The organism is Mesorhizobium sp. WSM1386, assembly GCF_055901595.1.
Genome location: NZ_CM148373.1, coordinates 1,709,934 through 1,731,602 on the forward strand (window position 1 = coordinate 1,709,934; position 21,669 = coordinate 1,731,602).

General features: G+C 62.9%; 20 protein-coding genes. 14 read left to right on the top strand and 6 right to left on the bottom strand.

Annotated elements, in window-relative coordinates; translation table 11 throughout:
• Nucleotides 1-73 precede the first annotated feature (73 nt).
• From AC0NIH_RS08375 to AC0NIH_RS08385, 3 genes are all read right to left on the bottom strand, one after another.
• Entirely contained in the window at nt 74-1,066 is a 993-nt protein-coding gene (locus AC0NIH_RS08375; protein WP_473463756.1) for a substrate-binding domain-containing protein, read from the bottom strand.
• Between the two features lie 322 nt (nt 1,067-1,388).
• Nucleotides 1,389-2,387: an aldo/keto reductase gene (locus AC0NIH_RS08380; protein ID WP_473463758.1), complete on the bottom strand. Its 999-nt coding sequence runs from the start codon at nt 2,385-2,387 to the stop codon at nt 1,389-1,391.
• A 63-nt stretch (nt 2,388-2,450) separates the two neighbouring features.
• Nucleotides 2,451-3,956 (bottom strand): UxaA family hydrolase, encoded by a 1,506-nt coding sequence (locus tag AC0NIH_RS08385; protein WP_473463760.1) that lies wholly within the window; start codon nt 3,954-3,956, stop codon nt 2,451-2,453.
• 248 nt (nt 3,957-4,204) lie between these two features.
• Between AC0NIH_RS08385 and AC0NIH_RS08390 the strand changes: the two genes are divergently transcribed.
• The 6 genes from AC0NIH_RS08390 to gndA all read left to right on the top strand — a co-directional run bounded on the left by AC0NIH_RS08390 (nt 4,205) and on the right by gndA (nt 10,035).
• Nucleotides 4,205-5,104 carry a GntR family transcriptional regulator gene (locus AC0NIH_RS08390; protein WP_023779223.1) on the top strand — a complete coding sequence of 300 codons (900 nt, stop codon included), beginning with the start codon at nt 4,205-4,207 and terminating at the stop codon, nt 5,102-5,104.
• Nucleotides 5,105-5,242: 138 nt separating this feature from the next.
• Nucleotides 5,243-5,596, top strand: a complete 354-nt coding sequence (locus AC0NIH_RS08395; RefSeq protein ID WP_473463763.1) for a DUF2946 family protein — start codon at nt 5,243-5,245, stop codon at nt 5,594-5,596.
• Between the two features lie 97 nt (nt 5,597-5,693).
• Nucleotides 5,694-6,230 (top strand): copper chaperone PCu(A)C, encoded by a 537-nt coding sequence (locus tag AC0NIH_RS08400; RefSeq protein WP_473463765.1) that lies wholly within the window; start codon nt 5,694-5,696, stop codon nt 6,228-6,230.
• Nucleotides 6,231-6,268: 38 nt separating this feature from the next.
• Entirely contained in the window at nt 6,269-6,787 is a 519-nt protein-coding gene (locus tag AC0NIH_RS08405) for a YcnI family copper-binding membrane protein (RefSeq protein WP_473463769.1), read from the top strand.
• Nucleotides 6,788-6,842: 55 nt separating this feature from the next.
• A complete protein-coding gene (locus tag AC0NIH_RS08410) occupies nt 6,843-8,480 on the top strand; it encodes a copper resistance CopC/CopD family protein (protein WP_473463771.1) in 1,638 nt (545 codons plus the stop codon).
• A gap of 127 nt (nt 8,481-8,607) precedes the next feature.
• Nucleotides 8,608-10,035: an NADP-dependent phosphogluconate dehydrogenase gene (gene gndA / locus AC0NIH_RS08415; RefSeq protein ID WP_473463774.1), complete on the top strand. Its 1,428-nt coding sequence runs from the start codon at nt 8,608-8,610 to the stop codon at nt 10,033-10,035.
• On the opposite strand, the gene AC0NIH_RS08420 is transcribed toward gndA, so the two are convergent.
• Complete coding sequence (locus AC0NIH_RS08420; protein WP_023763999.1) at nt 10,032-11,084, bottom strand: LacI family transcriptional regulator; 1,053 nt, start codon at nt 11,082-11,084, stop codon at nt 10,032-10,034. The two genes, gndA and AC0NIH_RS08420, sit on opposite strands and share 4 nt — an antisense overlap.
• A gap of 105 nt (nt 11,085-11,189) precedes the next feature.
• On the bottom strand, nt 11,190-11,432 hold the full coding sequence (locus AC0NIH_RS08425; RefSeq protein ID WP_473463776.1) for a hypothetical protein: 243 nt from the start codon (nt 11,430-11,432) through the stop codon (nt 11,190-11,192).
• 56 nt (nt 11,433-11,488) lie between these two features.
• Between AC0NIH_RS08425 and AC0NIH_RS08430 the strand changes: the two genes are divergently transcribed.
• The 7 genes from AC0NIH_RS08430 (at nt 11,489) to mgrA (ending at nt 18,867) form a co-directional block, all read left to right on the top strand.
• Nucleotides 11,489-12,727, top strand: a complete 1,239-nt coding sequence (locus AC0NIH_RS08430; RefSeq protein WP_023764000.1) for an ABC transporter substrate-binding protein — start codon at nt 11,489-11,491, stop codon at nt 12,725-12,727.
• An 88-nt stretch (nt 12,728-12,815) separates the two neighbouring features.
• Nucleotides 12,816-13,709: a carbohydrate ABC transporter permease gene (locus tag AC0NIH_RS08435; RefSeq protein WP_023764001.1), complete on the top strand. Its 894-nt coding sequence runs from the start codon at nt 12,816-12,818 to the stop codon at nt 13,707-13,709.
• A 34-nt stretch (nt 13,710-13,743) separates the two neighbouring features.
• Complete coding sequence (locus AC0NIH_RS08440; RefSeq protein WP_224687468.1) at nt 13,744-14,637, top strand: carbohydrate ABC transporter permease; 894 nt, start codon at nt 13,744-13,746, stop codon at nt 14,635-14,637.
• 2 nt (nt 14,638-14,639) lie between these two features.
• On the top strand, nt 14,640-15,737 hold the full coding sequence (locus AC0NIH_RS08445) for an ABC transporter ATP-binding protein (protein ID WP_473463925.1): 1,098 nt from the start codon (nt 14,640-14,642) through the stop codon (nt 15,735-15,737).
• A 49-nt stretch (nt 15,738-15,786) separates the two neighbouring features.
• On the top strand, nt 15,787-16,533 hold the full coding sequence (locus AC0NIH_RS08450) for a sugar phosphate isomerase/epimerase family protein (RefSeq protein WP_473463780.1): 747 nt from the start codon (nt 15,787-15,789) through the stop codon (nt 16,531-16,533).
• Nucleotides 16,534-16,544: 11 nt separating this feature from the next.
• Nucleotides 16,545-17,687: a Gfo/Idh/MocA family protein gene (locus AC0NIH_RS08455; RefSeq protein WP_473463782.1), complete on the top strand. Its 1,143-nt coding sequence runs from the start codon at nt 16,545-16,547 to the stop codon at nt 17,685-17,687.
• 133 nt (nt 17,688-17,820) lie between these two features.
• Nucleotides 17,821-18,867: an L-glyceraldehyde 3-phosphate reductase gene (mgrA, locus tag AC0NIH_RS08460; RefSeq protein WP_473463785.1), complete on the top strand. Its 1,047-nt coding sequence runs from the start codon at nt 17,821-17,823 to the stop codon at nt 18,865-18,867.
• 69 nt (nt 18,868-18,936) lie between these two features.
• On the opposite strand, the gene AC0NIH_RS08465 is transcribed toward mgrA, so the two are convergent.
• On the bottom strand, nt 18,937-20,034 hold the full coding sequence (locus AC0NIH_RS08465; RefSeq protein WP_023764007.1) for a S1 family serine peptidase: 1,098 nt from the start codon (nt 20,032-20,034) through the stop codon (nt 18,937-18,939).
• A gap of 400 nt (nt 20,035-20,434) precedes the next feature.
• Between AC0NIH_RS08465 and AC0NIH_RS08470 the strand changes: the two genes are divergently transcribed.
• A complete protein-coding gene (locus AC0NIH_RS08470) occupies nt 20,435-21,523 on the top strand; it encodes a trypsin-like serine peptidase (protein WP_023764008.1) in 1,089 nt (362 codons plus the stop codon).
• The last annotated feature ends 146 nt before the right edge of the window (nt 21,524-21,669 follow it).

Consider the following 21,669-nt stretch of genomic DNA (forward strand, 5'->3'; position numbering starts at 1 on the left):
TGACGGATTTCCAAGCGATATGACTGTCGTTTCCGGGGCACCAGGCCCCGGAAACTGTGCGGCTGTACCGATGCTAGAGCTTCGGATTGAGCAGCGCGTCGATCTTGGGATCCTTCATGTTGGCCTTGGTGACGAGGTTGGCGCCGGTGTCGACATTGGCCTCGACCTTTTCGCCCTTCGAGGCGGCGAGCGCGGTCTTGATGCCATCATAGCCCATCCGGTACGGATCCTGGACAACGAGGCCGGAAATGACGCCGTCGTTCAAGAACTTGATCAGCTTCTCGTCGCTGTCGAAGCCGATCAGCCCGACCTTGCCGGCAAGGTTGTTCTCGGCGATCGCCTGGCCGACGCCCTGCGCCATGATCAGGTTGGACGCGAAGATGCCCTTCAGGTCTGGATTGGCGGTGATCAGGTCGGTCGCGATGTTGAGGCCGGTCGTGGCCTGGCCGTCGGCATATTTGTCGGCGACCAGTTCAAGGCCGGGATACTTGGCCTTGAGCTGTTCCTTGAAGCCCTGGGCGCGCTGCTCGAGCGAGCCGGCGCCGGGCAGTGCGGTGATCAAGGCAACCTTGCCTTCGACCTTGCCGCCATTGGCCGCGCCGATGGCCGCCGCAAGACCGTCCGCTGCAACGCGGCCGCCCTGGACGTTGTCGGTGGTCAGGAACGAGGTGAAGGCCTTGGAGTCGGCGCTGGAGTCGATGCCGATGATCTTGACCTTGCTCGCCGCCTCGTCGATCGGCTTGCCGAGCGCCTTGGCTTCGGTCGGCGCGATGACGACCGCGGCCGGGCTGCCGGCGACGGCGTTCTCGAGGATCGAGATCTGGCCGTTGACGTCGGTTTCAGCCTGGGCGCCGAGTTCCGGCACGTTGACGCCGAGATCCTTGCCGGCCTTGCGGGCGCCGGCAAGCACGATCTGCCAGTAGAAGGACGTGGTGTCCTTGACGATGATCGGAATGATCACGTCCGCCGCCGAAACCGGCGCCGAATGCATGACGCCGGCGAGCATGGACGCCGCGGCCAGCGCCATGACGGCGCGGCGGTTGAGAATGCTGGTCACGAATTTCATAGGATCCTCCCTAAGTCGCCCGGTGAACGTTACGGAAGCTCCGTTCGGATAGGCGTGACCCAAACAGAACTTTATCAATAAAAAACATTTACGCTGTTTTGATAGTGCATCGACCCGGCGGATGCAAGCGGTGTTTCGCGCCCGATCTCGGGCGAAGACACATTCATACGCCGCTCCTCCCCAAATGCAGTCAGAAGCTCCCGTTCCGTTCTGGAAATACATGGAATATTAATTCCATGTGTCAGTCAATATGGAATATTCATTCTTCCTACGAGGTCGCGGATTTGTGAAGCCGGGGCCCGCCATTGACGGCATACCGGCTTCACGTCAGATCCTGGACCACCGTGTAGGGACGATATTTGGCGTATTCCGTCCCCGGCACGTCGATGTCGAGCAGTTCGAGGTTTCGTGTCAGGTTCGCTAGCTTGGCGGTGCCGGTCAGCACGGTAGCGACCGCCGGCTCATGCAGGGGAAACTGGAATGCGGCGGCGGCCAGCGGGTAGCCGCCTTCGCTGGCGATCTTCTCCATGGCGTCGACACGGTCGAGCATATCGCGGTTGGCGGGCCGGTAGTCGAAATGCGCGCCTTGTACGGGTCCGGTCGCCAATATGCCGGAGTTGAACACGCCGCCGATGACCAGGGATGTCTGCTGCGCCCTGCACAAGGGCAGCAGTTCGGCTTCCGCGCTGCGATCGAGCAGCGAATAGCGGCTGGCGAGCAGGATGCAGTCGAGCGGCGCCCGGCGCATCACGTCGAGGCAGATCTGGACCTCGTTGACGCCGAGCCCGTAGGCGGAAATCGTGCCCGACCGCTTCAGCTCCTCGAGCGCCTTCAGCCCACCGTCCATCAGCTGGCGAAGGTGCAGTTTGGTCTTCTCGACGCCGTGCGTGTAGGTGCCGATGTCGTGCACGTAGAGGATGTCGATCTTGTTCAGGCCAAGCCGGGCATAGCTGAAGTCGATCGACCGCATGATGCCGTCATAGGAATAGTCGTAGTCGAGCGCGAAGGGCAGCGGATCGACATAGGAATGGTCGGGAACCTGGTCCTCGGGCACCGGGCGGAACAGGCGGCCGACCTTGGTGGACAGCACGTAGGAATCGCGCGGCTTGTAGCGCAGGAAATCGCCGAAGCGCCGCTCCGACAGGCCGAAACCATAGAAGGGCGCGGTGTCGAAATAGCGCAAGCCCGCTTCCCAGGCGCCTTGCAGCGTCTCCATTGCCGCCTCGCGCGAACAGGCGCGGTAAAGGCCGCCGATCGCCGCGCCGCCGAAGCTGACCTCGGTGACCTCCAGCGCTGTCTGGCCGATGCGGCGTTTTTCCATGCACAACCTCCCCGTTGCCGGCCGTTGTCCGGCCCGGCAAGTCTACCAGATATTCAGTCGACGTTAGAGCGTCGCGCCGAGATGCCAGGGCACGAATTCGTTGTCGCCATAGCCAAAATCCTCGCTCTTCGTCTTGCGGCCCGAAGCCGTCTCGACGATCAGTTCGAAGATTTCGCGGCCCATGCCGGCGATGGTCTTTTCTCCCGAAGCGATGACGCCGCAATTGACGTCCATGTCCTCTTCCATCTGGTGATACATGGTCGAGTTGGTGGCGACCTTGATCGATGGTGTCGGCCGGCAGCCGAAGCAGGAACCGCGGCCAGTGGTGAAGACGATGACATTGGCGCCACCCGCGACCTGGCCGGTGGCCGAGACCGGATCGTAACCGGGCGTGTCCATGAACACCAGTCCGTTGCCGATGACCTTCTCGGCATAGCCGAAGACACCGTTGAGCGGCGTCTGGCCGCCCTTGGCGACCGCGCCCAGCGACTTTTCCAGGATGGTGGTGAGGCCGCCGCGCTTGTTGCCGGGCGAGGGGTTGTTGTCGATCGAGGCGCCATGCTTGGCGACGTGGTCTTCCCACCACTTCACATAGCCGTCGAGCTTCTTGGCGATCTCGGGGGTCGCGGCGCGATAGGCGAGCAGATGCTCGGCGCCATAGATTTCCGTGGTCTCGGACAGGATGCCGATCCCGCCGACGCCGGCCAATATGTCGACGGCCGCACCCAGTGCCGGATTGGCGGTGATGCCCGACATGCCGTCGGAGCCGCCGCATTGCAGGCCGACGACGATCTCGCTGACCGGGATCGGCTCACGCTTCAGTTGGCCGACCTCCTCGGCGATCTCGGCCAGCACGCCCATCGCCTTTTCGACCGATTTGCGCGACCCGCCGGCGTCCTGGATGTTGAAATGGCGCTTTCCCGCGGCCGCACCCTTCTGGCCGTAGAGGGTGAGCTGGTTGACCTCGCAGCCGAGGCCAACCATCAGCACGCCGCCGAAATTGGGATGTCGGGCATAGCCGGCAAGCGTGCGGTGCAGCACCATCATGCCGTCGCCGGTGCCGCTCATGCCGCAGCCCTGGCCGTGGACGATGGGCACGAAGCCGTCGATGCCGGGATATTTCGGCAGCAAGGTGCGGTTGGCGGTGTCGGCGATGGAATGGCAGACGGTGGCCGAGCAATTGACGCTGGCGATGATGCCGATGAAGTTGCGCGTGCCGGCACGGCCGTCGGCGCGCCGATAGCCCATGAAGGTGCGGGCGCGATCGGCTTCGGTCGCGTGTTCGGCCTCGCTCGGCGGCACCACCGGCAGACGGCCGGCCTCGAATACCAGATTGTGCGAATGGACATGCTCGCCCGGCGCGATATCCTGCGTGGCGCGGCCGATCGCCTGGGCGTATTTGACCACCGCGGAACCGGCGGGAATGGGCTTGATCGCGACCTTGTGGCCGGGTTCGATGACGGAGCTGGCAAGCGCGCCGCCTGGCAGCACGGTGCCCATTTCGATGCGGCCATTGGCAACCGCGACATTGTCGGCGGGGGACAGAAGAATGGTGTTTGAGGCGTTCACGAGCGTTTCCTGGGTGATCCTGGGATGCGCGGGCGGATTGACACGCGCCTGTTAAGAGTTAATGTCTTTTATCGGGAAAAAACAGTTTTGCGTCAATTGTTTTTTCGTGGCGGCTCCGCCTTGGATGAGTGGTGCTGCAACCGGTGGGCGAGTCCCTGGCGAAAGCGATTCCGCTTTTCAGGGTCATGTGAACGTCATATTGCGCTTCAAGCCGGCAGCCGCAAGCGCCGGCATGATTGGGTCAGGGGATGTCGAAGAGCAATAACGTCTACAAGGATGCCTACAACAGGTGTCTCCGGCTGCTCGACGAGACGCGCAGCCTGCCGTCGGAGCCTGAGCTGGGCGCGCTGCTCGGCGTCAGCCGCACGACCGTGCGCAGCATCCTGACGCGCATGGAAGAAACCGGGCTGATCGCCTGGAACAAGCGTGCCAAGACGGTGCTGCGCGATCCGCGTCCCGATGATTTCTTCCCCGAGGAAGAGACCGACACGCTGGCCGAGATCATCGAGCGGTCCTTCATGCGGCGGCTGCTCGCCAGCGGCGCCGAGGCCGGCATGCAGATCAACGAGCTCGAACTGGCGCGCGAGATCGGCGTCGGCACCACCAGCGTGCGCGAGTTCCTGATCCGCTTCTCCCGTTTCGGCCTGATCGAGAAGCGCCGCAACAGCCATTGGGTGCTGAAGGGCTTTACACGGGCCTTTGCACTTGAACTGACCGAAATCCGCGAGATGTTCGAAATGCGCTCGGCCGCCGCCTTCGCGGCGCTGCCGCAGGACAGTCCGGTCTGGGCCGATCTCGATCGATTGGACGGGGAGCATCGTCTCCTGGCAAGCGAGATCGCGACGCGCTTCAACGAGTTCTCCGAGCTGGATGAGCGCTTCCACCGGCTCATCCATCGTGCCTCGCACAACCGCTTCATCGTCGATTTCTACGACGTCATCGCCATGATCTTCCACTACCACTACCAATGGAACAAGGCGCAGGAACGCGAGCGCAATGAAGTCGCGGTCGGCGAGCATCTTGCCTATATCGAGGCGCTCAAGTCGCGCGATCTCGGCAAGGTCGACGCCGCCTGCCGCAAGCACCTGAAGTCGGCGCGCCAGACATTGCTGACGTCGATCCCCGAAAGCCGGCCGCAAAAATCCTGATCGTGCCGTGTTGCCGCAGTCTGGATTTGGCGATTTTCGACCTTCCGCGGGCGTGATAGGTATCTCTCCAGATGGTTTGAACAGGCAAGTCGTTTGAAACAGGCAAGTCGTTTGAACAAGAAGGGGAGACGGTGGAACATGCCGGTCGCGCTTGTCGCGGCCTATCTGCTGCTGCTCCAGTCGACGCTCGGCGCCTTCGCCTTCGGCATCGGGCCGAACACCGCGCAGCTCGATGCCTTCGGCAACGTCATCTGTACCCATGATGGCGCCACGCAGCTTCCTGGCGAAGACCAGCACCCATCTCATTTGCCGGCCTGCTGCACGCTTGGCTGCAGCATGTTTTCGTCCGTTCATGCCCCGCCGCTCGATACTGGCCTGGGGTTGGCAGGCCTGTCCTTCGAAGCGGTCGCCTTCGTCTTTCCGGCAAGCATCCATCTCGACTTCGCCCGCGAGCGCTCGCCGTCGAATCCCCGCGCGCCTCCGGCGGCCTGAGCTTGTTCGCCCGGTGGAACCTTTCGCGGGCGCACCCATCCAAAGATCAAACTGTTCGCGGCCGGCATCGGCGCGATCGCCAATTCATGGAGCAACCATGTCTTATTCCCTCCACATCGTGGCGGACATCATGTTCGGCCGCATCGTCTCGCGCTTGCGTGAAAAATTCGGCATTGCAGCACTGGCCTTCGGGCTTGTGCTCCTGGGCGCCCAGGCCGTCCTGGCGCACGAGTTCAAGGTCGGCGACCTCGAGATCGGACATCCCTGGTCGCGCGCCACGCCGGCCGGCGCCAAGGTGGCCGGCGGCTATTTCACCATCACCAACAAGGGCAGCACATCGGACCGGCTGCTGTCGATTTCCTCCGACGTCTCTGAAAAAGCCGAGCTGCATGAAATGGGCGTCAAGGATGGCGTCATGACCATGCGGCCGGTTACCGGCGGCCTGGAGATTCCGGCCGGCGGCAAGGTGGCGCTGGCGCCCGGCGGCTATCATCTGATGTTCATCGGCCTGAAGCGGCAACCCAAGCAGGGCGAAAAATTCTCCGCCACGCTGACTTTCGAGAAGGCCGGCACCGTCAGCGTCGAGTTCGCGGTCGAGGGCATGGGCGGCGGCATGGACGACCGCGCCAATTGATCCTGCCAGTTCTACAATTTGAGATCAGAGGGACCATCATGAACAAGTATCTCTTGGCGGCCGGCGCACTTCTGGCGCTGGGGACGAATGCCGCCTTCGCGCACATTACGCTCGAAACCCAGGAAGCGGCCGTCGGCTCGACCTACAAGGCGGTCCTGCGCGTGCCGCATGGTTGCGAGGGCAAGGCGACGACCGCCGTGCGCGTGCAGATTCCGGAAGGGGTGATCGCGGTGAAGCCGATGCCGAAGCCCGGCTGGACGCTGCAGACCAAGAAGGGCAAATACGAAAAGTCCTACCAGCTCTACGGACAGGCGGTGACCGATGGGGTCAAGGAACTCGACTGGAGCGGCGGCAGCCTGCCGGATGAATTCTACGACGAGTTCGTCTTCCGCGCGACGCTGACGGCGGACCTGCCCGTCGGCCAGAAACTCTACTTCCCGGTGGTGCAGGAATGCGACGGCGCCGCCGACCGCTGGATCGAAATCCCGGCGGCGGGGCAGGATGAAGACGCGCTGGAGAATCCGGCGCCCGGCATCAAGCTGTTGCCGAAGAAATGATCTCCTGGCGGCGCACTCCGTCCGCAAGGTGCGCCGCCGGTTCGATGGCGGTGACATGAGCGCGATATTTCCACTTCAAAGGGCCGCAATGACCGGCAAGCGCGTCGGCTGGACCGCCGGCGGGCTGCTCGCCGCGGTCATGGCGCTTATCGTCATGGCCTCGACAAATCAGGCTTTTGCCCACGCAGCGCTGATCAAGACCGATCCGGCCGATGGCGCCGTGCTGGCGCAGGCTCCGGCGCGGTTCTCGCTGACCTTCAGCGAGCCGGTCTCGCCACTGGTGCTGACCTTGGTGAAGCCCGACGGCACGCCGGTTCCGTTGACCGATTTCCGCCTCAGCGACCAGACTGTCGAGATCGGCAATCCGCAGGCACTCAAATCCGGCACGCATGTGCTGAGCTGGCGCGTCATTTCCGCCGACGGCCATCCGGTCAGCGGCTCGCTGCTGTTTTCGATTGGCGCGCCAAGCGAGCCGCCGGTCGTGTCGGAAGCGGTCGAGTGGCCGCTGCGGTCGGCGATCTGGATCGGCAAGATATTCCTCTACACGGGCCTTTTCCTCGGTGTTGGCGGAGCCTTCGCGCTTGCCTGGCTGGCCGGTGAAGCACGGGCCGGTCAGCGCTTCGTCACGGCCGCGGTCCTGTGCGGGCTGGTGGCGGCGCCGCTTTCGCTGGGCTTTCAGGGTCTCGATGCGCTCGGGGCGCCGCTCTCCCACCTGGCGCAGCCGGTCATCTGGCGAACCGGGCTTGGCACCAGCTTCGGCTGGACGGTGCTGATCGCCCTGATCGCACTGGGGCTTGGCCTGCTTTCGCTGGCCGGACCGCGCGTGGTCGCCAGGCCATTCGCCCTTGCGGGCCTCGCCGGTGTCGGCGTTGCGCTTGCCGCCAGCGGCCATGCCAGTGCGGCCGAACCGCAATGGCTGACGCGGCCGCTGGTGTTCCTGCACGGCATCGGCATTGCTTTCTGGGCCGGCGCCCTGGTACCGCTCGGCCTGGCGCTAAAGGGTTCGTCCGCACATGCGGCACCCTTCCTGCGCCGGTTTTCGCGCCTGATCATGCCGGTGGTGGCCGTGCTTGCCGTGGCCGGCGTCGCACTGGCGGCGATCCAGGCGCAGACGCCCGTTGCGCTGGTCGACACCGCCTATGGTCGGCTGCTGCTGGTCAAGCTCGCGCTGCTGGTCTTTCTGTTCACGCTGGCCGCCGTCAACCGCTGGAGGCTCACCGCCTCGGCCGAGGCGGGATCGACGGAGGTGCAGCGCAGGCTCACCCGTTCGATCGGCGTCGAAATTCTGATCGTGCTGGCGATCTTCGGCGTTGCCGCGGGCTGGCGCTTCACGCCGCCGCCAAGGGCGCTCGCAATCGCGGCAGCGCGGCCGGTCTCGGTTCACGTCCACGCGCTGCAGGCGATGGCCGATCTCAGCATCACCCCCGGCCATGCCGGACCGGTTGCCGCCTCGATGATCATCATGAGCGGCGATTTCGGGCCGCTCGATGCCAAGGAAGTGACGCTGGTCCTGTCGAAACCCGATTCCGGCATCGAGCCGCTGAAGCGGGAGGCGACCAAGCCCGGCGACGGCAGCTGGCGTGTCGACAACCTGGTCATTCCGGTTCCCGGCCGCTGGACGGTGCGCCTCGACATCCTGGTCTCGGATTTCGACATGGTGAAGATCGAAGCGCCGGTGGATATCAGGCCGTAGGGCCGAGCACCCCGACCGGAGTTCGGCCCAACACAATTCGGCGAGGCGGTTGACGCGACCCGCAAGGCCCGTCAATCATCGTTCCCAAAACGCGGTCTCAACAAAATCCGAAAGCAGGGAAGAAACGATGGAAAAAGCCGAAATCGGCCTGATCGGCCTTGGCACGATGGGCTCCAACCTGGCGCTCAACATCGCCGAGCACGGGCACCGCATCGCCGTCTTCAACCGCACAAGGGCGCGCACCGACGCTTTCGTCGAGAATGCCGGCGCGCTCAGGGATATGGTTGTTCCCTGTTACAGCCTGGAAGAGCTCGCCGCCGCGATCCGGCCGCCGCGCCCGATCATTATCATGGTGCTGGCCGGCAAGCCGGTCGACGAGCAGATCGAAGCCTTGCGCGGCGTGCTGTCGGCCAACGACATCGTCATCGATGCGGGTAACGCCAATTTCCGTGACACGATGCGGCGCTTCTCCGAGCTTTCGGGCTCGGGCCTGACCTTCATCGGCATGGGTGTGTCGGGCGGCGAGGAGGGCGCGCGCCACGGGCCGTCTATCATGGTCGGCGGCACCGAAGATAGCTGGAAGCGTGTCGAGAAGGTGCTGACGGCGATCTCCGCCAAGTTCAAGGACGAGCCGTGTGCCGCCTGGCTCGGCACCGACGGCGCCGGGCATTTCGTCAAGACCATCCACAATGGCATCGAATATGCCGACATGCAGATGATCGCCGAGATATACGGCATCCTGCGCGACGGCCTGGGCATGGGGCCGAAGGACATCGGCACGGTGTTTGAAACCTGGAACAAGGGCCGGCTCAATTCTTACCTGATCGAGATCACCGCCAAGGTGCTGGCCGCCGACGATCCGAAGACCGGCAAGCCGGTGGTCGACATCATTCTCGACCGCGCCGGCCAGAAGGGCACCGGCAAATGGTCGGTCATCGAGGCGCAGCAGCTCGGCATTCCGGCGACCGCGATCGAGGCGGCGGTGGCGGCGCGCGTTCTGTCGTCGATCAAGGACGAGCGGCAGGCGGCGCAAAAGGCCTATGGCAACATCGGCGTGACGAAAATTTCCGGCGACAAGGATGCGCTGCTGAAAGACCTCGAACTGGCGCTATTCGCCGGCAAGATATCCGCCTACGCGCAAGGCTTCGCTGTGATGAGCGGCGCCTCGAAGGAGTTCAACTGGAACCTGCCGATGCCGACCATCGCCAAGATCTGGCGGGCCGGCTGCATCATCCGCTCGCAGATGCTGGATACGATGGCCGAGGCTTTCGGCAGCGGCGGCGCTTCGACCAATCTTTTGATGGCGCCGGCCTTCATCACCATGATGCAGGAGGCGCACCCGTCGCTGCGGCGCGCCGTGGCCAGGGCTTCCGAGGCCGGCTCGCCGGTGCCAGCGCTGGCTTCGGCGCTTGCCTATTTCGACAGCTATCGCCAGGGCCGCGGCACCTCCAACCTGATCCAGGCGCAGCGTGACTTCTTCGGCGCGCATGGCTTCGAACGCATCGGCGAACAGGGCGCGTTCCACGGCCCGTGGGGCAGCGGCGCGGCGGGTTAGTCGCCCGAACGTCTGTAGGCCAGGACTTCACCCGGCACGCTGAGCGACTGCAGCGTGCCGGGCGCGGCGCCGCCGATCCAGCCGAGCACGGAGCGGGCGAGCTCGGAGCCCGCCAGCCGGAAGTTCTCGTTGACGATCAGCAGTTCCGGCCGGAACAAATGCAAAAGGTCCGACGACTGCTTGGAGACGATGTCGACGTCACGACCGAGCTTGAGGCCGGCATCCTCGATGCCGGCGACGAGCGCGAGCGTCGCGGCGGCGGCGCTGCTGACGAAGCCGTCCGGCCTGACGTCGCGGCGCATCAACTGCGCGGTCCTCGTCCTGATCTGCTCGATCGACTGATCGATCGACACGGTGCTGAACGGGATCTCGCTGGCGCCGACCTCGCTCAGCGCGTCGGCAAAGCCGTTGACGGTGTGGCTGTGATAGGTCAGCCCGACCGGAGGCGCAAGCAAAGCGAGCCTGCGGCGGCCAATGCCGGCCAGGCGCCGCACGGCTTCCACCGCGAAGGCGTAGTTGTCGAAATCATGATAGGGATGAACCAGCCCCATCTCGGTGCGTCCATGCGTGGCAAAGGGAATGCCGTGTTCCAGCATGTAGCGCGCCCTGGCGTCGTTCGGCTGCGTGCGTGAAATGATGACGCCGTCGGCGGAACCGGTCTCGACCAGATAGCGTATGGGGTCGAGCGGATCCTGAGAGCGCGAATAAGGCGTGACGATCAGGTGGTAGGGCGTGTCGGCAATGACCTCCGAGACGCCATATATTATGTCGGAGACAAAACTCATGATCTCCTGCTCGGTGTTGAGCACGAGGCTGATGACATTGGTCTTGCCCGTGCGCAATCGCACACCGGCGCGGTTCGGCCGGTAGCCGATCTGCTTGGCGACCAACTGGACGCGGCGCCTGGTCTCGGCGCCGATCTCCGGAGCATCCTTCAAGGCGCGCGAGACGGTAGTGACGCCGAGCCCGGTCATGAAGGCAAGCGTCTTCAACGTCGGCCGCCCTTGCGCCGACGCCTCGTCATTCTTGTCCGTACGCCGTCTGTCCATTCGTCCCGCCCGTCAGGCGCATAGCAGCCGCAGGCTGGGTCGGCAATCGCCGTCATTGCGATACGATATGCGCTCCAGCCAGAATTGGCTCAATATACTGAAACGTTACAGATTGCCAATGTCGCCAGGCTTGAGCGTGTCCGAGACGTGATGGCGCGTTTTGCGAAACCTATTGGGATTCCAGAGGAAAATGCCTTGATCACGGATTTTTGCCGGCTTTAATGCACTGTGGGGTGTTTTTGCGTCGCAGCGATCTATGCTGCGGTGCACATCGGCACGGGTTTTCGACCGAATTTGTTCACGGCTCGAAAAAATGTCGAAGCCCGTTTGCTCAAGGGCTTGCGCCATTCGCGCAATTGCCGTATCGAAAATCTGTAACGTTTCAGATTCTGGGAGGAACCGAAATGCGATACAAACTTTTGACCGCCGCGCTGGCGGCAACGGCCGCTCTGCAGTTCGCCGGCCAAGCCGCCGCGACGGACCTGGAAGTCACTCATTGGTGGACCTCCGGCGGCGAGGCGGCGGCGGTCGCGGAACTCGCCAAGGCTTTCGACGCCACCGGCAACCATTGGGTCGATGGCGCCATTGCCGGCTCCGGCGGCACGGCGCGGCCGATCATGATCAGCCGCATCACCGGCGGCGATCCGATGGGCGCCACCCAGTTCAATCACGGCCGGCAAGCGGAAGAGCTGGTGCAGGCCGGCCTGATGCGCGACCTCACCGATGTCGCCACCAAGGGCAAATGGACCGAGGTCGTGCGGCCGAAGAGCCTGCTCGACAGCTGCACCATCGATGGCAAGATCTATTGCGTGCCGGTAAACATCCACTCCTGGCAGTGGCTGTGGCTGTCGAACGCCGCGTTCGAGAAGGCCGGCGTGCCGGTGCCGAAGAACTGGAATGAATACGTCGCCGCCGCCCCGGCGCTGGAGAAGGCAGGCATCGTGCCGCTCGCGGTCGGCGGGCAGGCCTGGCAGTCGTCCGGCGCTTTCGACGTGTTGCTTGCCGCGGTCGGCGGCACCGACACCTTCCTCAAGGTCTACAAGGACAAGGACGCCAAGTTCGCCGCCGGTCCCGAGGTCGCCAAGGTGTTCAAGGCGGCCGATGATGCGCGCAAGATGGCCAAGAATACCAATGTGCAGGACTGGAACCAGGCCACTAACATGGTCATCACCGGCAAGGCCGGCGGCCAGATCATGGGCGACTGGGCGCAAGGTGAATTCCAGGTGGCCGGCAAGACCGCCGGCAAGGACTATACCTGCCTTCCCGGCCTCGGCCTGAATGAGGTCATCGCCACCGGTGGCGATGCCTTCTATTTCCCGCTGCTCAAGGATGCCGACAAGTCCAAGGCGCAGGAAGTGCTGGCCGAGACATTGCTCGATCCCAAGACCCAGGTCGCTTTCAACCTCAAGAAGGGCTCCCTGCCGGTACGTGGCGACGTCGACCTCAACGCAGCCAACGACTGCATGAAGAAGGGCCTCGCCATCCTGGCCAAGGGCGCCGTCATGCCGTGGACAGACCAGCTGCTTTCGCAGGACAGCCAGAAGCAGAAGGAGGACCTGTTCTCCGAGTTCTTCGCCAAGCCCGAGATGACGCTCGAAGAGGCACAGAAGCGCTTCGCCGATATCATCGCGACGGCGGACTGATATCGCAGGCAAATTCCCTTCCTCCCGGCTTGGTGCAAAACCGGGCCGGGAGCCCGCCGCCCTTACCCGATCCAGCATGGCTGTTCCGATGAGCAAGAGCGAACGCCCCATTCGACTGTTTCGCAACTTGAATGCGAAGATCGCCTCGATCCCGATGATCCTCACCGCGCTGGTGGTGTTCGTTGGCGGCACAGCGTGGACGGTGCTCTATTCCTTCACCAATTCGAAGCTGTTGCCGCGGCTGAATTTCGTCGGCCTCGACCAGTATCACCGGTTGTGGGCGACTCCGCGCTGGCTGATTTCGATCGAGAATCTTCTGATCTATGGCGTGATCTCGCTGGTGTTCTCGCTGGTGATCGGCTTCATTCTGGCCGCTCTGCTCGACCAGAAGATCCGTTTCGAGGACACGTTCCGCACGATCTTCCTCTATCCCTTCGCTCTCTCCTTCATCGTCACCGGTCTTGTATGGCAATGGCTGCTCAATCCGGATTTCGGTATCCAGGGCGTGATACGAGGCCTTGGCTGGACAAGCTTCAATTTCGATCCGCTCTACAATTCCAGCATCGTCATCTACGGCATATCGATCGCCGCGCTGTGGCAAGGCACCGGGCTGATCATGTGCCTGATGCTGGCCGGCCTGCGCGGCATCGACGAGGACATCTGGAAGGCGGCGCGGGTCGACGGGATACCGATGTGGAAGACCTATCTGTTCATCATCATCCCGATGATGCGACCGGTCTTCATCACCACCCTGGTCATCATCGCATCGGGCATCGTCAAGGTCTACGACCTGGTCGTCGCCCAGACCAGCGGCGGGCCTGGCATCGCGTCGGAAGTGCCGGCAAAGTATGTCTACGACTACATGTTTTTCGCCCAGAATCTCGGCCAGGGTTTTGCCGCCTCGACCATGATGCTGCTCTCGGTGATGATCGTCATCGTGCCGTGGGCCTATCTCGAATTCGGAGGCAGGAAGCGTGTCTGATCATGCCGTTTCCCCGTCCGCACCGTCCGGCACCATTCGAGCCGATGCCTCGGAACCCAATGGACCGAAGCCGCGTCACATGTTCTCGCGCCGCAACATCTTCCTCTATGGCACGCTCATCCTGGTGGCGCTCTACTACCTCTTGCCGCTCTATGTGATGATCGTCACCTCGCTCAAGGGCATGCCGGAAATCCGCCTCGGCAACATCTTCTCGCCGCCGCTCGAGATCACCTTCGAGCCCTGGGTCAAGGCGTGGTCGACGGCTTGCACCGGGCTCAATTGCGATGGGCTTTCGCGTGGCTTCTGGAACTCGGTTCGCATCACCGTTCCCTCGGTGATCCTGTCGATCGCGATTGCCTCCGTAAACGGCTATGCGCTGGCCAACTGGCGCTTCAAGGGCGCCGACACGTTCTTCATCATCCTCATCGTCGGTGCGTTCATTCCCTATCAGGTGATGATCTATCCGATCGTCATCATCCTGCGCGAGATCGGACTCTATGGCAGCCTCAGCGGCCTGGTCATCGTCCATTCCATTTTCGGCATGCCGATCCTGACGCTTCTGTTCCGCAACTATTTCACCTCCATGCCGGAGGAACTGTTCCGGGCGGCGCGTGTCGATGGTGCCGGATTCTGGGGCATCTACCTGCGCATCATGGTGCCGATGTCGCTGCCGATCTTCGTCGTCGCCGTCATCCTGCAGGTGACCGGCATCTGGAACGACTTCCTGTTCGGCGTCGTCTACACCCGCCCCGACACCTATCCGATGACGGTGCAGCTCAACAATATCGTCAACTCGGTGCAGGGCGTGAAGGAATACAACGTCAATATGGCGGCTACGATCCTGACCGGGCTGGTCCCGCTCGTCATCTACTTCATTTCCGGCAGGCTTTTCGTGCGTGGCATTGCCGCCGGCGCGGTGAAAGGGTGATGATGGCAGAAATTGAAAATCCCAGCGTATCGATCCAGAACCTGTCGCTGAACTACGGCGCGGTGTCGGTTCTGCAGACGCTCAATCTCGATATCGCCGATGGCGAGTTCATCGTGCTGCTGGGACCCTCCGGATGCGGCAAGTCGACCTTGCTCAACTGCATTGCCGGGCTGCTCGACATCTCGAAGGGCCGCATCTTCATCAAGGGCAAGAACGTCACCTGGGAAGAGCCCAAGGACCGTGGCATCGGCATGGTGTTCCAGTCCTACGCGCTCTATCCGCAAATGACGGTGGAGAAGAACCTATCCTTCGGCCTGCGTGTCGCGGGCCTGGCCAGGGGCGAGATCGCCAAACGCATCGCGCGCGCCGCCGAGATCCTGCAGATCGAACCGCTGCTGCAGCGCAAGCCCTCGGCGCTTTCCGGCGGCCAACGCCAGCGGGTAGCGATCGGGCGGGCGCTGGTGCGCGATGTCGACGTCTTCCTGTTCGACGAGCCGCTGTCCAATCTCGATGCCAAACTGCGCTCGGAACTGCGCGTCGAGATCAAGCTTTTGCACCGCAGGCTGCAGAACACCATGATCTACGTCACCCACGACCAGATCGAGGCGATGACCCTGGCCGACCGGATCGCGGTTATGAAGGGCGGTGTCATCCAGCAGCTCGACGCGCCGCAGACCATCTACAACCGCCCGGTCAATCGGTTCGTGGCGGGCTTCCTCGGTTCGCCGGCAATGAACTTCGTCGAAGGGCGGCTGGACAAGCGCGGTGACGGCTGGTTCTTTGTGGCCGAAGATCTCAATATTCCACTCGGCACCTATCAGTTCGACGGGCAACCGGAAGCCGGCCCAGCGGTGTTCGGCATCAGGCCTGAACATGTCAGTCTGAACAGCGGCACGGGCTGGCCGTTCTCGACAGCGGCCAATGTCGAGGTGGTCGAACCGATGGGCTCCGACACGCTGGTGTGGCTGAAGCTTGCCGAGCAGAAATTCAGCGTCCGGGTCACCTCGGAACGCACGCCCAAAAACGACGAGGCGGTGACGGTGGGCTTCGACCCGATGCGAGCCTCGCTATTCAACGCCGAAACCGGCAGCCGCATCTAACGCCCGAATAACCATCCCCAAAGCAAAACAAGCAAAACGGACAAAGACGATGAACTGGTCATTCCAACTTTACAGCGCCCGCAATTTCCAGCCCTGGGAAGGCGTGCTCGAGACACTCGGCAAGCTCGGCTATACACAGGTCGAAGGCTTTGGCGGCGTCTATGACGATCCCAAGGCCTTCCGTGCCGAACTCGACAAGAACGGACTTGCCATGCCGACCGGGCATTTTTCCATCGATGCGCTGGAGAACGACTTCGGCGGCGTCCGCAAGATCGCCGATGCGCTCGGCATCAAACTCTTGATCTGCCCCTATCTGATGGCCGAGGACAGGCCGTCCGACAGCGCCGGCTGGCGCGGCTTCGGCGAGCGCCTGGCCAAGGTCGGCGAGGTGGCGTCGAAGGCCGGCTACGGCTTTGCCTGGCACAACCATGATTTCGAGTTCAAGGCACTGGCCGACGGCTCGGTGCCGCAGGATCACATCCTTTCTTCCGCCCCTGATGTCGGCTGGGAGATGGACCTTGCCTGGGTGGTGCGCGGCGGCGCCGATCCGTTGCCCTGGATCGAAAAGCACGGCAAGCGCATCGTCGCCGTGCATGTGAAGGACATCGCCAAGCCGGGCGAGGGGCTGGACGAGGATGGCTGGTCGGATGTCGGCCACGGCACGATCGACTGGGCCGGCCTCATCAGGGTGCTGCGGGCCAAGAGCGCGGCAAAATACTTTGTCATGGAACAGGACAATCCCAACGATATCGAGCGCTTCGCCCGCCGCTCGATCGCAACCGTCAAGAACTACTAGGAACAATCATAATGGCAAAGAAATTGGGTATTGGCGTCATTGGCTGCGGCAACATCTCGAAGGCGTATTTTTCGCTGGCGCCGCTGTTTCGCGGCATCGAGATGCGCGCCTGCGCCGACATAAACATGGATGTGGCCAAGGCGCGGGCGAAGGAGTTCAAGTTGCGCGCCGAGACCGTCGAGAACCTGCTCAAGGCCGATGATATCGACATTGTCGTCAACCTGACGGTACCGGCCGTGCATTATGAGGTGTCGAAACAGGTGCTCGATGCCGGCAAGCACGTCTATTCGGAAAAGCCGTTCGTGCTGTCGCTCAAAGAGGGCCTGGACCTCAAGGCGCGGGCGGAAAAGAAGGGGCTGCGCATCGGCTCGGCGCCCGACACCTTCCTCGGCGGCGCGCACCAGTTGGTGCGTGAACTGATCGACGAGGGAAAGCTTGGCAAGATCACCAGCGGCACCTGCCACGTCATGGGCCATGGCATGGAGCATTGGCACCCCAATCCGGATTTCTTCTTCCAGCCGGGTGCGGGGCCGGTGCTCGATATCGGGCCGTACTATATCACCAATCTGATCCAGTTGATCGGACCGGTGAAGCAGGTGGCGGCCTTCGCGATAACCCCGGCCAAAGAACGGACGATCAGCTCAAAGCCGCGCGCCGGCGAAAAAATCCCGGTCAACACGCCGACCACCATCCATGGCCTGCTGGAGTTCGAGAATGGCGCCGTGGTGACGCTGAACACCAGCTGGGACGTCTGGGCTCACGGCCACGCGCCGATGGAACTCTATGGCGAAGCGGGGACCGTGTTCGTACCGGATCCGAACTTCTTCGGTGGCGAGGTGCGCTTTACCGCCGAAGGCAAGCCGGTCAAGAAGCTGCCGAAGTGGAAGCATCCGCTTGGCATCCCGAACGAAATGCACGGCCAGGGCCTGATGGCCAATTACCGCACCGCCGGCCTCGCCGACATGGCGCTGGCAATCGCCGAAGGGCGGCCGCACCGCTGTTCGATGGAGCTGGCGCTGCATGCCGTCGATGTCATGACCGGCATATTGCGCTCCGGCGAGACCGGCAAATTCGTCGCCATGCAGACCACTTGTGAGCGGCCGGCCGCTCTTGGCGTCAAGGCAGCCAAGGAATTGCTGGCGAAGACAAAGTAGGCGCAGGATTATCGATAATTTTGATTTACCCCCTCTCCCCGTTCGGCCGGGGAGAGGGTAAGGAGGGGGCGCGGGCACTGTTATCAGGCAACGATGACCGTGCTCCCTCCGTTCAAATTCGAGGATTCCTGTCATGCGCTACATCCCTGCCGAAAACCGCTATGAGAAAATGATCTACAACCGTTGCGGACGGTCCGGCCTCAAACTGCCGGCGATCTCACTCGGGCTGTGGCACAATTTCGGCAATGACACGCCGCACAGGACCAAGCAGGCGATCGCCCGCAAGGCCTTCGATCTCGGCATCACCCATTTCGACCTCGCCAACAATTATGGCCCGCCGCCCGGCTCGGCCGAGACCGCTTTCGGCGAAATCCTGCGGACGGATTTCGCCGGTTATCGCGACGAGCTGATCATCTCGACCAAGGCCGGTTATGAAATGTGGGCCGGTCCCTACGGTGAATGGGGCGGGCGCAAATACATGCTGGCCAGCCTTGACCAGAGCCTGAAGCGGATGGGGCTCGACTATGTCGATATCTTCTATTCACATCGCTTCGATCCCGACACGCCGCTGGAAGAAACCATGGGTGCACTCGACCATGCGGTGCGTTCGGGCAAGGCGCTCTATGCCGGGATCTCGTCCTACAATTCGCAGCGCACCCGCGAAGCCGCCGACATATTGCGGCAGCTCGGCACGCCATGCGTCATCCACCAGCCGAGCTATTCGATGCTCAACCGCTGGGTCGAGGATGACGGCCTGCTCGACACCCTCGAAGGGCTCGGCGTCGGCTCCATCGTGTTCTCGCCGCTGGCGCAAGGCATGCTGACCGACAAATATCTTGGCGGCATTCCCGAGGGTAGCCGCGCTTCCCAGGGCAAGTCGCTGAAGACAGCCTTTATCAACGACCGCACCATCGCCAATATCAAGGCGCTTAATACGATCGCCGGCAAACGCGGCCAGACGTTGGCGCAGATGGCGCTCGCCTGGGTGCTGCGCAGGGGCAAAGTGACCTCGGCGTTGATCGGCGCCAGCCGGCCGGAGCAAGTCGAGGACTGCGTCGGAGCGCTCAAGGTGCTCGACTTCAGCGATGCCGAATTGGCCGAGATCGACACTTACGCGCGTGAGTCCGATATCAATCTGTGGGCGGCCTCCGCCGAGCGCAAAGGTCCGCCGAGGAAGTAAGGCGCGCGCATCAAGCCGGCAAACAAAATGGCGGGAGCCTCTCCCGCCATTTTGCGCGCTATCGCCGGCTCAGGGTGCTTTCGGCTTCTGGGCCGTGCCTAGCCCCGCCTTGGGTTTTTCCGGCGCCGGCGTCGAGGTCTTCATCTTGGCTTCGATCCAGCCGGTGTAGTTGGCCAGCCGCGTGTAGATGCCGTAGGCATCCTTATGGCCGCAGGCTGCACTTCCGTCCGCCGGGCCTTCACCCCAGCTGACGACGCCAACCTGGACCGGGCCGTCGGCGCCGACCATGAACAGCGGGCCGCCGCTGTCGCCATTGCAGGCGTCACGCACGCCGCTGGTCGTGCCGGCGCAGATCATGTTGCCAGTCAGCGGATCCGTCATGTCGGCGGCGATCGCGTTCGCGGCGGCGTCGATACCCTTTTCCGAATAGCGCATGCGATGGGACAGATCGCCAAGTGCAGCCTTCAGGTCATGCGCATAGATGGCCTTGATGCCGGTGTTGCAGGCGCTGTTGGGTTGCAAGTCGAGGTCGGCGACCATCAGCGTGGTCGGAAATGTCCCGTCCTGCATCTTGCCCCAGCCGGTGACCGTGGTCTTGCCGGCCTCGGGGGTCGCGTCATGGGTGACCTTGATGGCCGGCGCATCGGCCGGCTCGGCAAGCCGGAGCAGGCCGAGGTCGTTGTCGAGCGTCTGCTCGCTGTAGCCCTCGTTGACGATGACTTCAGCCACCTTGTGGCGCTTGCCTTCGCTGAGCTCGGTGGCGCCGGTCAGCACGGTAACGGAGCCAGGTGAGATCGGCTGGCCGTTGTCGTTGAGACAGTGTGCCGCCGTCAGCACCCATTGCGGCGCGATCAGGCTGCCGCCGCAGAACTGTGCGTTGGCCTGCGAGGCCGGGTTCTCATCCAGCCTCTCGGTGGTGAGCAACGCGACCTGGAACGGATAGGCGCCCTTCTCGGCCTGGTTGCCGCCGTAGACCCGGTCGGCGCCGTCCGGGTTCTCCGCCGCGGCCTTTGCCCTGGCATCGGTCACGCGCTTCATCGGCGAGACAGCCGCTTCGGGTCTTGCGTTGCCTTCGCCCGCCTGGCCGGTGTTGATGAATGTGACGGCAGCGGCGACGCCAAGCAGCGAAGCGGCAACGATCGACCCGAACCGATTTGTGATGTGCACCTGAACCCCTCCTAAGACAATTTCCCGCGCGGACCGGCGCCGGGCATTGTGCAAGGAGGCGGTGCCGGTTCGGACATCCGATCACTTGCCGCGTTCAATCGGCGCGCGATCGGTCACAAAACCGAATCCCACTTTTGCTAACCGTGCCCGCGAGCAGAACCCGCACAAAATCCTATAGCCCCCCACGGGCTAGGTGGAAGCGATTTATCATTGCCAATCTAGGATTATTTTAGGCAGTATATCGGGTAGGGTCATTTTGGCGGGGGCTTTTGATTGACCATGGCAAATAACGATCCGGCCTGCGCGCCGATAGGCTTGCTGATTTTTCGACGCCACCACGATCTCGACAATATTTCTGTATTTTGATCCAGTCCTTGCTGACTTTTGGGAGAGTCTCACCATGACAAAACTGACAAACGCTATGATTGCGTCCGTATTGCTGTCCACTGCAATATGGACGGTCCCCGCTTTCGCTGCCGACCCCGGCTCAGCCAGTGCCGGCAACGGCGAAAGCATGCGGGACGTGACTTCGGGCGATTTCACGCCTGGGCGGGCAAAGCCGATCGCACCGCCCAAGCTGACCGATGAAGACAGCCGCGCCGCGCCGCTCGCCGACGAGGCAACGGCTGTCAAATCCTATGGCATCGTCGGGCGTTCCGCCGATGGCAAGGAGATCAAGATCGAGCCAAGCGAGGCGCTGCGGGAGCTTATCATCAAGCAACTGAACGCGCCGGCGGATGGCGCGGACGGGGCCCAGCGCGAGACCGATGATCCGGACCTTGGCGAAGGCGAAGCCGGGCGGCAGGTTTTCGGCCCCGACGATCGGGTGCAGGTCAAGAACACCAAGACCTATCCGTTCTCGGCGATCGGCTATCTCGAAGCCAAGTCGAAGACCGGCTTCGGCAGCTGCTCGGCAACGCTGATCGGTCCGCGCACCGTTCTCACCGCGGCGCATTGCCTCTACAGCCATGAGGACAAGGACTGGTTGGCGGACTATCTGTTCGTGCCGGGCCTCAACGGCAGCACGGCAGACGACGCGCCGTTCGGCGCCTTCGCTTATGAAAGTGCCTATGTGCTGCAGGGCTTCATCGACAATTACCAGGGCTATTACGGTTCGGTCATCCCGTGGGATCTCGGCATCGTGACGCTGAAGCAGGATGTCGGCACCAATTTGGGCTGGCTGGGCTACGCCAATTATGACGATCTCGGCGACTTCACCGCCAACCTCGTCGGCTATCCCGGCGACAAGCCGATGGGCACGATGTGGAAGGCAAGCTGCGAAGTGCATGCCGAGAACATCGGTCCGGAATATTTCCAGTATGACTGCGATACGTTCCCGGGCTCGAGCGGCAGCTCGGTCTATGCCTATGACAACAACTCCAAGCAGCGCATCATCACCGGCGTCAACGTGGCCGAAAGCCCCGACGCGAACACCGCCGTGCGTCTGAACGCCGCCAACATCCAGTGGATCAACAGCCTGTATAAATAATCGCTGCACATTCACACGGCACGGGAAAAGGCGGCGGGTCGATCTCGCCGCCTTTTTCCTGGGTCGATGCGGCTTCGCTTGCACGGGGCCGGGTCGCCGACTACGCTTCGATCGGACAAAGGGTTGGGGCGTCCAGGGGGCTCAAG